An 11,745-nucleotide genomic window follows, 5' to 3' on the forward strand; every position below is an offset into this window, starting at 1 on the left:
CCTTTCTTTTTATTGTTTTAATATAAATTTATCAATAACGTACTTTACACCATCTTCCATATTAGACTTTGTTATAAAATCTGCTACCTTTTTCACTTCTTCAATCGCATTTTCCATTGCTACTCCTAACCCTGCGAACTTGATCATTTCAATATCATTTTCACTATCTCCTATTGCTATCATTTCTTCTTTTTTTATACTTAAATATTCTCCCAAAATTTCAAGAGCCCTTCCTTTGCTAACTCCTTTGTTGACAATTTCAATATTGTCCATGTAGGAACTGGTGATTTGGATTGAATCATTTTTTGACAATTCTTCTCTTATGCTTTTTAATACCTCAATATCATCATTAAAAACTATGATTTTTAAAACACTGTCTTTTAGTTTATCTATGTCTTCTAATGGCTCTTTTATCTCTTTAACATTTACTTTTAATTCTGTTTTAAAAAGCTCATTCCACTCAGCGTATCTTTGAAATTTATTTGTAATCTCTGGCGAAAAAACTGTCGTTTCACTTATAAGCTGAAAATATGTATTATACTTTTGACAAACCTTTATAATTTCTACCATGCTGTCATAGTTTAAAATACTTTCGTAAATAGTATTATTGTTAGGGTCCCTTATCAAAGCACCATTACTTGCAATTATGTAAGTTCTAAAACCAATCATATCTGCGTAGGCATAGGCGGAAGCAAAAACCCTTCCTGTAGATATTACTACATATACTCCTTTTTCCCGAGCTTTATGTAATGCTTCTATATTCTCTTTAGATATAGTTTTATCATGTCTTAGAAGAGTATCATCCATATCGACGGCAATTAGTTTGTATTGCATCCTTTTCAACTCCTTATTTTATTGTGTTTAATAGACTTGTGCAAAATTCAAAAGCCTTCATTTAAGCCATTCTACAGACATACTTTTTTCCTATCACTCTTGAATTTTTTATCTTTTATGTAGGATTTCCCCTCCCATTTGTCGAATTATTATATATACCGCATGAAAATATTTTTTAAGGAGGGGGAAATCCTACATGTACCAGCTTCAATTACTTTTAAATATACCTGAACTCTTTACTTCTCTGTCTAAAATTGATTTCTATTCTTCTATGTTTAAAAATCTAGACTTGTCTTCAATACCTGAATTCCCTTCCTCTAGTCCTGGCCGTAAGGGTTATTCTCATCATGCAATGTTTAGAGCTTTTATTGTTATGAAAGCTGAAAGATTCGGTACAATTTCTGACCTTTTAGATTATCTCCGCAATAATCTTATCATTGCTCATCTTTGTGGCTTTAACATCCTTAAACCTCTTCCTTCTTATTGGACTTTCCGCCGTTTTATTAATGAGTTCTCTCATGATTATTTGACCTCTATCTTTCAAAATCAAGTCAATATCCTCAAAAATATGGGCATTATCTCTGGTGAGTTTATTTCCATGGACTCTACCCCTATTAAAGCTAACACTAAGTTAAATAACCCTAAGTCTTTTTCTAAAAATAAATTCTCTAAAGATAATCAGCCTAAGTCTGATAAGGATTGTAAATTAGGCGTTTATTCTGCTTCTAATGATTCTTCTAATAAACGTTATAAGTTTTATTGGGGCTATAAAAATCATATTATTGTTGATGCTATCTCTGGATTACCTATCGCTGAAACTACTACTCCCGCTGATGTCCCTGATTTTGAAGTTGCTTTGTCTTTACTTGAAAAGACTAATAAATGGTTTAACCTTAAGTATGTTAATTTTATTGCCGATAAGGGGTATGATGTTAAGAGAGTTTATAATTTTGTTAGAGATACTCTCCATGGTCATTGTTTTATTCCTCTTAACAAGCGTAATTCTAAAAGTCCCCCACTGACTGATGATGGTTATATGGTTTGTGAAGCAGGTATTAAAATGCTCAAAGACGGCAAGCAGTATTTTGATGGTTTTATTAAGCAAAAATTTGTTTGCAAGTTCTGTAATTCTAAAGATGACTCTGCCTGCCCTATAAAGCATCCTAAATATTTTAATGGCAAAAAGCATAGAGGCTGTACTAAGTATGCTATTATATCTTCTGATTATAGGTCTTCTATTAATAGAGACTCCCTATATTTTAAGGCTGTCTATAGACTAAGAGTAGAATCAGAAAGATATAATTCTCGATTTAAAGCTCTAGATTTTGAAAAAGCTTATGTTAGAAATATTAATTCTGTCAGCAACCTTAATACTTTTGGCCATATTACTTTGCTTACTGTCGCTATTGTAGCTATTAAACTGGGTAAATTTGATGAGTTTAAGTCTCTTGTTGCTTTAATGCAATCGGCTTAACTTTTGCTGAATTTAGCTCATGCCATTTTTTAACATTTGACTTCTACAGGATATTTATGCCCTTCTTTAGCTCCTCTTTTTGTCTTTTCTTTTCCCTTACCACTTCCTTTATGTTTGATTGTCAGTGTTGATTACTATATATTGTATGTCATACATATTTTGGTTTTTGTTCGTGATTATTTTAATTAATTTTGCACATCCCTATATTGTGTTTAATTATATTATACATTATATCACTGTAAATTGCCATATCGTCGATTTGTTCAAAAATAATTGACATTATTAATGAAGAGAGATATAATTAAGACACAAAATATTAAAAGAAAAATATTATCTTTTATGAAATGGAGTGATATAATGGAAGAAGCCGCTGCCCTCTTAAAACAAAAAGGGCTTAAAGTAACACCTCAAAGATTAGCAATACTTAATCTGCTTAGAAATACAAAAGAACATCCTACAGCAGAAACTATATACAAAAAGCTTGCCTCTGATTTTCCTACAATGAGTTTAGCTACTGTATACAAAACTTTAGAAGTCTTAAAAAATATAGGGCTCATTCAAGAATTAAACGTAGGAGAAGGCAGTTTCCGATATGATGCTAATACAAACTCACATCCTCATTTGGTATGCCTGGGCTGTGGCAAAGTAGAAGATTTAGATGAATCTGTTCTTCAAAATCTCATAGAAGAAGTGAAAAAGCACACAGATTACAAACTGGTAGAACAAAAATTATATTTTTATGGTTATTGCCCTGCTTGTCAAAAGAAGCTTAGCAATTAAAAAAATTCCCACTTTTTAAATAGAAAGTGGGAATTTTTTTAAGAAATTAAGGGTTGGTAGGCTGGAGCGCACTATCCTGAGGTGGGCTTTCTTGTTCTGGAGTCAAATCACTACTTCCATCCTTTTTTTCCTCGTCTATAGGTTTAGATTTTTCTACTTTTTTAGTTCCTCTTTTAATTACTCCATCTACTGGCTTATACACATCTGTATATAAAAATTCTCTTTTAACTAATTTGTTATTTTCATAAATCAAACGATATGTATTGACTTTATAGCCAGTATGGGGCTGTATATCCACAACCTCTTCTCCTTGAGGCAAGGTCGGGTCATCTATATATTTTATTTTAGGCTCATATTTTTCAACAATCTCTGACTGAATATCTATCCATCTTGAAGGATTTTTCACATAACCATATATGTTCATTACTAATTTGTTGCCTTCTATGTAGGACTCAATATATATGGGATATTGAGTAGAATTTTTAAATTTTAAATCTAAAACATCTCCCGAAATAGTAGCATCTTGTCCTGGTGGTACATAAGCTACCGGAAAACTGTGATGGTATCTTTCAGTAATTGTTATATCCGCCCGTAAAATTGCATTATACAAGGTTGTAGCAATTTGGCACACACCTCCACCGAGATCTGGTACAAGCTTGTTTCCTACTATCACTGGTGCCTCTTTATAACCATTTTCTATAATTCTTGGACCTAAAGTTTTGTTTAAAGAAAAAGTCTCTCCTGGCAAAAGCAATGTTCCATTTACGGCTCTTGCCGCCACTGCTAAATTCCCCGAACGGTTTACATCTTGAAGATTAAATACTGTAGAAAAAGTGGAAATTCGTCCATTTATCATTTCTAACATTGATTTTGAAATTTTTGCTTCAACTTTCTCCGCTACAATCTCTACTTCTGTCTTTTCTGTCTTTCCTTTTACTAATTCATCTATAAGCTGTTTTAGATTTTTTAAAGTTTTCTTTTTATCAACTTTTACACCCTCTACATCTGGTGTAATTTGTTTTACTCCTCCTGTAATTTTTATTTTCGCATTAACTGGCTCTTTATCAATCTCTTGAGAAATTTTATCAACAAACTCTTTTAATTTATTTTCATCGTACTTGGGATAAAAGCTAAAATACTTTCCCTCTTTTTCTGTCACATAAATTTCTCTCACTCTTTCAATAGGATTTCCTTCTCTACCTATTTTGTAAGCTTCATCTACCATTTCTTGATAGCTATAAGATAAATTGATATCTTCTGATGTGATAACAAAATCTTTGTCTTGATACTTAGCTGTAATGGAAAAAGAAGGAAGTTTTATCTTATTTTTAAGAAAATTTACCGCTTCCTCTTTTGTCATCCCTCCTATGCTTATGCCATTTACAAAAATCCCCTTTGCAATAACTTTAGAATTAAGCATTAAATAAAAATACGCAAAAGAAGATGATAAGAAAACCAAAAGCAATAAAATAATTGCAATATAAAAATAATTATTTTTTTTAGTACCACCCTTTGCTTGCATTTGCTTCTCTCCTATTCCTTTCTTCCATTTACAATAGTATAATATTACAATTAGCTTTATAATACAATTAATAATTTCTTAAAAAGGTTACGAAAATATTAATTTTTCCTTCCTTTAAAATACAAACACAGATGATTTACAGGGCACTCATCACATTTAGGTTTTCGCGCTGTGCACAAATTTCTTCCGTGATGAATTAAAAGGTGGTGAGATAAAGACCATAAGTTTTCTGGTATTAATTCCATAAGCTGCTTCTCTGTTGTAAAAACATCTTTACTGTCCGCCAGACCTATGCGATTGGACACTCTAAAAACGTGAGTATCCACTGCTATAGCCTGTTTGGAAAAAGCATTGCTTAAAACTACATTGGCAGTCTTTCTCCCCACACCCGGTAATGTCATCAATTCCTCTAAAGTTTCAGGCACTTTGCTATCGTATTTCTCCTTTAAAATTTTACATGTCTCTAATATACTTTTTGATTTATTCCTATACAAACCACATTCCCTTATTTCCTCTTGAAGCTCTTCAGGAGTAAGCTTTAAAAAATCCTCCGGCGTTTTATACTTTTTAAAAAGCCTGTCAGTAATTATATTCACTCTTTTGTCTGTACACTGCGCTGACAAAATTGTGGCAATTAAAAGCTCAAACGGATTAGTAAATTTAAGCCCTGACTTAGCATTAGGATAAGTATTTTTTAGTATTTCTATGACTTTTAAGGCTTCTTCCTTTGTTATTTGCAATTTCCTCACCCTTTTAACCTATTTATCGCTTTTGCCATCATTTCTTTAGCAAATTCATCTTTTTCTTCAATTAACGCTTCCTTTATTTCAACCACGACTTCTTTATCTTTGTCGCACAAATGAGAAAGAGCCCATGCACTATATCCTCTCAAAAGAGGACTTTGTGACTTTAACAAGTTTTTTATAGGCTCTATACAACTTTTTTCCTTTGTATTGACACAAGCAATTATAGCATTTCTTATTATAATACTTTTTCCCCTCCAAGAGGAAGAAGTTGGTCCAAAAATTTCTGCAAATTCCTTTTTTGACATATTTAAAATTTCTATTAAGTCATGTCTTGGCAGTAACTTATCCGGTACAAATTCTGGCCTTACTACCTTTTTTGCTCTTTTATTAAAAGGACACACTTGCTGGCAAGTATCACAGCCATATATTCTTCTGCCCATTTTTTTAGCTATTTTTTCTTCTATTTTGCCTTTTTTGACTGTAATATAAGACAAACATTTATTGGCATCTATTATATAAGGCTCAATTATAGCCTTAGTAGGACAAGCTTTTATACATAAATCACAACCCCCACATTTAGTTTTTTGCGGTACATCTGGTTCAAAATATTTGTTGATGAGTATTTCCCCTAAAAAAATATAAGAACCGTATTCATCATTAATTATAAGCCCATTTTTCCCAAACCACCCTATCCCTGCATGATAAGCAATTTCTCTTTCTAAAAGCGGGTTATTGTCCACTAAACATACTGTTTTTACTTCTTGGCATTTTGATTTTATAAATTCAGAAAGTTTTTCCATCTTCTCTTTTAAAACTTTATGATAATCTACTCCCCAGCTGCTTCTTGAAATTATACCATAGCTTCTACTATAATATTTAATCTCATGTTCCACATTATATGATAAAGCTATGGCTATAATAGATTTCACTTCAGGCAAAATAAATTCAGGAGAGATTCTTTTTTGAATATCTCTCTCCTCAATAGAACAACTATAGCCTAAATTTTCTCTTTCTTTTAGAAAATTGTTATATTCTTTCAAACAATCAGGACTTGCAAAACCTACTAAGTCAATGCCAATTTGTTGTGCAAATTTTTTTATCTCTTCCTTAGTTACACAATCCACTATTTATCCCCTTTATCTTCTTTTTTATTAGACAATAATCCATAATAATATTTAAGCTTTCTATAAACTTTATCGTAAATTTCTTCAAAGCTTTTTCCTGTCAAAATTTCTATCCCTTCTTCAATTGTTTTTACACTGTAGATGTGGAAAAGCCCTTCTTTAACTGCTTCTATAACTTCTTCTGTTAAAACCAAATTATTGACATTTTGATGAGGAATTATTACTCCTTGCTCCCCTGTCAAACCTTTTTCTTTACAAACCTTGTAAAATCCCTCTATTTTATGGGTCACTCCTCCCACCGGTTGTACCTCCCCAAATTGATTGACTGACCCTGTTACGGCAATTCCCTGTTTTATAGAAACTTCTGCAAGGCTGGAAAGGAGTGCATAAAGTTCTGTACTGGAAGCACTATCTCCTTCTACTCCTTCATAGGACTGTTCAAAAACGATTCTAGCAGAGAGGGTCAAAGGGAAATCTTTTGCAAACTTACTCCCTAAATAACCTGTCAATATCATAACTCCTTTGTCGTGTATTCTACCACTCATTTTTGATTCTCTTTCAATATTTACAACCCCTTCTTCCCCTGGGTATGTGGTGACAGTTATCCTTGAAGGCTTACCAAATTCATAATCCCCTAAATTTATAACAGCTAATCCATTGACAACTCCTACTCTTTCTCCCTCAACATCAACAAGATATATGTCCCTTTTGAAATATTCTAAAACTTTTTCTTCTAGCTTATTTACCCTCTTTATTTTTTCTTCTATAGCCTTTTTAACATGGACTCCTGTAACTACTTGACTTCCTTCCAAACCTGCCCAGGCATCTGCCTCATACAATACTTCCACAATTTCGTTAAAGCGGGTAGTTAATTTGTCCTGGTCCTCAGAAAGTCTAGTACTATACTCTATAACTTTTGCAACACCTTCCCTGTCAAAGGGCTTTAAATTGTTTTCTACACAGTGGGTCTTTATAAAAGAAGCCATATTTTTCATATTTTCTTCATTTAGCTCCATCTCTTCGTTAAAATCTACTTTTATTTTAAAAAGTTTGCTAAAGTCCTCATCATAATTGTAAAGCAAATAGTAAAGATAAGGGGTACCTATTAAAATCACCTTTACATCCAACTTTATAGGCTCTGGTTTTAAAGAAGAAATTGACAAAAATCCATATTGAGAAGATATATTTTCAATTATAATTTTTTCCGTCTTTAAAGACCTTTTTAAAGCATCCCAAGCATAAGCATAAGATAACAGATCTTTTGCTTGCAAAATTAAATAACCGCCATTTGCTCTATGTAATGCTCCAGCTTTTATTTTAGTAAAGTCCGTTGTAGCAACTCCAAAGTCACTTTCGTATTCTATACTTCCTATTATGTTATTATAGTTAGGATTATACTCAAACACAACTGGAGCACCGTCAGTATTGCTATTGTCTACAAGCAAATTAACCATGTACTTTTTTAAAAAGGCTTTTTCTTTCCTCATCAAAAGAGGAAATGGCATATCTTCTCCATCAGTACTCTTAAAACTTCCAATATTTTCTAAGATGTCCTTTTTGACGCTTTCTAAATATTTTAGCACACTTTCATTTACTTTATATCTCCCCTTTAAATCCTCAATCAAATGACCTACAGCAAAGAGACCTATATTATTGTCCAAATTTTTAATTTCATCTCTCGCTTGTTTGTCAATAGATTGTATTTCCTTCCATATTTGAAGAGCTTTTACTTCAAATTCTGCAGCTCTTTTTTCAATTTCCTTTCTTACTTCTTCATCTAACTGTTGAAACTCTTCTTGACTTATTTGCCTTCCTTCTATAACAGGAATGCTTATAATACCTGTGCGAGTATCTTTTAAGACAAATCCAAAACTTTTTGCAAGCGTATTTAATTCTTCCATTAGCTCACTCTTTTTTTCTTGGTATTTCTTTATTATCTCACTCTTTTGCATATCATAAGAATCCGATTCAAAAGCTTTAGGTATATCCCTTTGGAGTTGTTCCACAAAATCCTCCATGTCTTTTTTGAATTGCTTGCCCATTCCAGCTGGTAATTCTATCGCTATTGGTTGAGCAGGTTTTTCAAAATTATATACATAAACCCAATCATTTGGCCTTTCTTCCGTTCTTGCAATCTTCTTTATGTAACTGGAGGCAAAACTAGTTTTACCAGTTCCAGTTATTCCTGTTATAAATATGTTGTAACCTTTCTGTTTTATTTTAATTCCAAATTCCATTGCCTTTTTCGCTCTGTCTTGTCCTATTATTCCTTCTAATGGAGGGATTTCTTCAGTTGTGTCAAAATCAAAAACTTCTGGATTTACATATCTTTTTAATCTGTTAAAACTCAACTTTCCCATAACAACACCCACCCAATCTTTTTAATAATAATTATTCGCCAACAAATCAATTTTTCCTCTTTTTACACAAAGAATAAATTTTGGCTGAAGGAAAATCCTCCAGCCAATTAATCTTCTTCATCAATTTTTCCGTCTCTTTCATCCATTTCTTTTTCTGCAAATTTTATCATTTTCTTTACCATATTGCCTCCTATTTTACCCACTTCTCTTGTAGTCATGTTTTCCCATCCGCGTTTTTCAATATCATCATCTAAATTAAGCTCTTCAGCAGCTTCTTGCTTCAAAGAATCTAACTCATCCTCAGCTTTAGGGTATAACTTTTTTCTTTTCCCCATAAAAACCCTCCATGTTTCGTTTTATCAATATTTTCCCCTAAAGCTTCTTTAAAAATGTATGAAAAAACCCGGAAAAATCCGGGTTATTCTTCTTTTATTGCCTCTGTAGGACAAGAGCTCATTGCATCTCTTACGCAATCTTCTAAATCTGCTGGAACTTCATCTACAATTGCATGGGATTTCCCTTCATCATTCCAGTCAAAAACATCTGGGCACATGTCTATACAAACCCCACAAGCTATGCATTCGTCTTGGTCGACATAAACTTTCATACCATTACCTCCTAATCATTTTATGTAAAATTTTACACATACATTATATCATTAACCTTCCATTGCTTCAATAGTTTTTAACTTTCTCTTTGAAAATATGCAAAAAAATAAGGCATATAGCCTTATACAATTGCAAGGAGTTCTCTCAAAAAGTTATTGAGTAAATTGACATCTTGCGAATTCAGTTTATTTAAATTGATATAAAATTTTTGAATGTTTTCAGCCAATTTTTTGTCTATATCGCTCTTTACTTTAGTGTACAACAAAACACCTAATACTGCTCCTACAAATAAAACTAAAGAAGAAGTAGGATTAACAGAGGCCAGTAAATTTTCTATACTCTCCATGGAAAGGCCTCCCGCCATCCTAAGTTTTAGTAAAAATGCAGTAATAGCATATGCACAAAATTCTATAGGCTTAGTAGCCTGAAACATCTCATTTAATATTTCCTCAAGAGAATTAGGCTTACTATTTTTTACTTTTTTAATCAAAGTATCTCTTAGGGAATTCCATTCATCTTTATTCGCTTTTTTAAATATTTCATAAGCTTTTTCTGTTGGTAGAAATCTTAAAGTAGATCTTCCTTGGCTTTTTTCCTCCCCAAGGTAATACTCGGTCTTAACAAAATCACCTTTCTCTAATTCCTTTAAAATATCATAAGCTGTCCATTTGCTAATTTTCATTGCCTGCGCCACATCTGTATAGTGAACGGGCTCACCTTTTGAATCATAAAGTTCAGTTAGTGTTTTTAAAAATTCCACCCTCCTATTTGTCAGCATCTCAACACCCCATTAAGTAATACTATCTAAATTTATAGGGGATTTTAATATTTATGTCAAGCCTCTTTTTTTATTTCCATTTTTTTCTCCAAAATTTCGTCGGCTACTTTACCCCAATTATCAGCAACCACTGTTAAATCATCGTAGAGGTTCTCTATATGAGCAGCTTCACTGGCTTCTGTGTGTTTTGCTTTTGATTCTCTAACTATTTCTAAAAGTTTTTCTGGATTGTCAATAAGTGGACATGGTCTTAGATGATTTAGATTAAATGGCTGCCTTTTTCTATAGCTTTTCATAATAGGTGACTGTAATGCTTCCAATAAACTTACTTCATTTATATTTACATTAGAATAATGGATAAAAGCACAAGGCTCAACTTCTCCCGCTGCATTTATGTGTAGATACCTTCTTCCTCCTGCAATACATCCTCCACTGTATTCGCCATCATTCCAGAAATCAATTGCAAAAAGTTCCTTTGTAGCCCTTATATAATTTATTCTTTCATAGCTATACTTTCTCTGTTCAGGTGTAACCATGAAGCTGATATCAGGGTCTCTGCCTATAGGAATATAAGTAAAATACCAAGCAAAGGCAGCTCCTTTATCTATCATCATGTCTACAAATTCATCACTTAAAATTTCCTCTACATTTGTTCTTGTAGATGTAGCTGAATATCCAAACAGCACCCCATTTTCTCTCATCAAATCCATTGCTCTCATAATCTTATCAAAAGTACCTTTTCCACGTATTGCATCGTTACTTTCTTTAAAACCATTAATACTTACTGCAAAAGTAATGTTGCCTACTCTTTTAACTTCCTTTATCATATCCTCGTCAATTAAAGTACCATTGGTAAACAAGTGGAATACTTGGTTTTTATGTCTTTCAGCAAGCTTTATAATATCTTTCATCCTAACAGTAGGCTCTCCACCAGACAAAACTATAAAATATATGCCCAGCTCTTCTGCTTCTGTACATACTCTATCCATCACTTCAAAAGAAAGATTGTGAGGTTTGTACTGTCCTGCCCAGCATCCTACACATCTTAAATTGCAAGCCTCAGTTGGATCCATCAAAATTGCCCACGGAATGTTAATATCTAATTTGTTTTCTAATTCTTTTTGTTTTGGAATTCCTTTCAAGCTAGCATTTATAAAGAAATTAACACCTAAAGTTTTTATAATGTTTTTGTCAATATTTTTAAGAAGTTTCATTGCAAATCTGTACCAATTGCTGTCTTTGTCATCTAAAAATCTCTTCACACTTTCTATTTGCTGTTTATGATTGGGCATTATTGCAATTTTTGACAGAAGATTAGCTATTTTGTCTAAATTTTTCTCTGGGTCTTTTTCTACATAGTTAATAACAGCACTGATAAGCGGGTCAATCACATTCATCATAACTCCTCCTCTACTTTATTTTTTATCCCAAAATATCAAACTAACCCAAAAAACCAAAATTCCATTTCAAGAACATTATACCACTTTAAAAATAACATTTCAAGTAATATTTATTATAT

General features: G+C 32.4%; 11 protein-coding genes. 2 read left to right on the plus strand and 9 right to left on the minus strand.

Annotated features, from left to right (window positions below; genetic code table 11):
- Positions 1 to 9 precede the first annotated feature (9 nt).
- Positions 10 to 834, minus strand: a complete 825-nt coding sequence (locus THEWI_RS08470) for a Cof-type HAD-IIB family hydrolase (RefSeq protein ID WP_014063092.1) — start codon at positions 832 to 834, stop codon at positions 10 to 12.
- 196 nt (positions 835 to 1,030) lie between these two features.
- Between THEWI_RS08470 and THEWI_RS08475 the strand changes: the two genes are divergently transcribed.
- Complete coding sequence (locus THEWI_RS08475) at positions 1,031 to 2,308, plus strand: transposase (protein WP_014062090.1); 1,278 nt, start codon at positions 1,031 to 1,033, stop codon at positions 2,306 to 2,308.
- 357 nt (positions 2,309 to 2,665) lie between these two features.
- Positions 2,666 to 3,088, plus strand: a complete 423-nt coding sequence (gene perR / locus THEWI_RS08480; protein WP_014063093.1) for a transcriptional regulator PerR — start codon at positions 2,666 to 2,668, stop codon at positions 3,086 to 3,088.
- Between the two features lie 46 nt (positions 3,089 to 3,134).
- Here the strand turns inward: perR and THEWI_RS08485 are convergent, their stop codons facing one another.
- The 8 genes from THEWI_RS08485 to THEWI_RS08520 all read right to left on the minus strand — a co-directional run bounded on the left by THEWI_RS08485 (position 3,135) and on the right by THEWI_RS08520 (position 11,623).
- The gene (locus THEWI_RS08485) at positions 3,135 to 4,610 is read right to left on the minus strand and encodes a VanW family protein (protein ID WP_014063094.1); all 1,476 of its coding nucleotides are present in this window, start codon (positions 4,608 to 4,610) and stop codon (positions 3,135 to 3,137) included.
- Positions 4,611 to 4,708: 98 nt separating this feature from the next.
- Complete coding sequence (nth, locus tag THEWI_RS08490; RefSeq protein WP_041589222.1) at positions 4,709 to 5,350, minus strand: endonuclease III; 642 nt, start codon at positions 5,348 to 5,350, stop codon at positions 4,709 to 4,711.
- A gap of 5 nt (positions 5,351 to 5,355) precedes the next feature.
- Entirely contained in the window at positions 5,356 to 6,480 is a 1,125-nt protein-coding gene (gene queG / locus THEWI_RS08495; protein WP_014063096.1) for a tRNA epoxyqueuosine(34) reductase QueG, read from the minus strand.
- Complete coding sequence (locus THEWI_RS08500; RefSeq protein ID WP_012269149.1) at positions 6,480 to 8,840, minus strand: Lon protease family protein; 2,361 nt, start codon at positions 8,838 to 8,840, stop codon at positions 6,480 to 6,482. Before THEWI_RS08500 ends, queG begins: the two co-directional genes overlap by 1 nt.
- 107 nt (positions 8,841 to 8,947) lie before the next feature.
- Positions 8,948 to 9,175: an alpha/beta-type small acid-soluble spore protein gene (locus THEWI_RS08505; RefSeq protein ID WP_003868666.1), complete on the minus strand. Its 228-nt coding sequence runs from the start codon at positions 9,173 to 9,175 to the stop codon at positions 8,948 to 8,950.
- Between the two features lie 83 nt (positions 9,176 to 9,258).
- Positions 9,259 to 9,447: a ferredoxin gene (locus THEWI_RS08510; RefSeq protein ID WP_003870210.1), complete on the minus strand. Its 189-nt coding sequence runs from the start codon at positions 9,445 to 9,447 to the stop codon at positions 9,259 to 9,261.
- 122 nt (positions 9,448 to 9,569) lie between these two features.
- Positions 9,570 to 10,226, minus strand: a complete 657-nt coding sequence (locus tag THEWI_RS08515) for a helix-turn-helix domain-containing protein (RefSeq protein ID WP_003870211.1) — start codon at positions 10,224 to 10,226, stop codon at positions 9,570 to 9,572.
- A gap of 56 nt (positions 10,227 to 10,282) precedes the next feature.
- Positions 10,283 to 11,623 carry a radical SAM/SPASM domain-containing protein gene (locus THEWI_RS08520; protein WP_014063097.1) on the minus strand — a complete coding sequence of 447 codons (1,341 nt, stop codon included), beginning with the start codon at positions 11,621 to 11,623 and terminating at the stop codon, positions 10,283 to 10,285.
- Positions 11,624 to 11,745: the final 122 nt, after the last annotated feature.

Source organism: Thermoanaerobacter wiegelii Rt8.B1, assembly GCF_000147695.2.
In the GTDB taxonomy this organism is placed as follows: domain Bacteria; phylum Bacillota; class Thermoanaerobacteria; order Thermoanaerobacterales; family Thermoanaerobacteraceae; genus Thermoanaerobacter; species Thermoanaerobacter ethanolicus.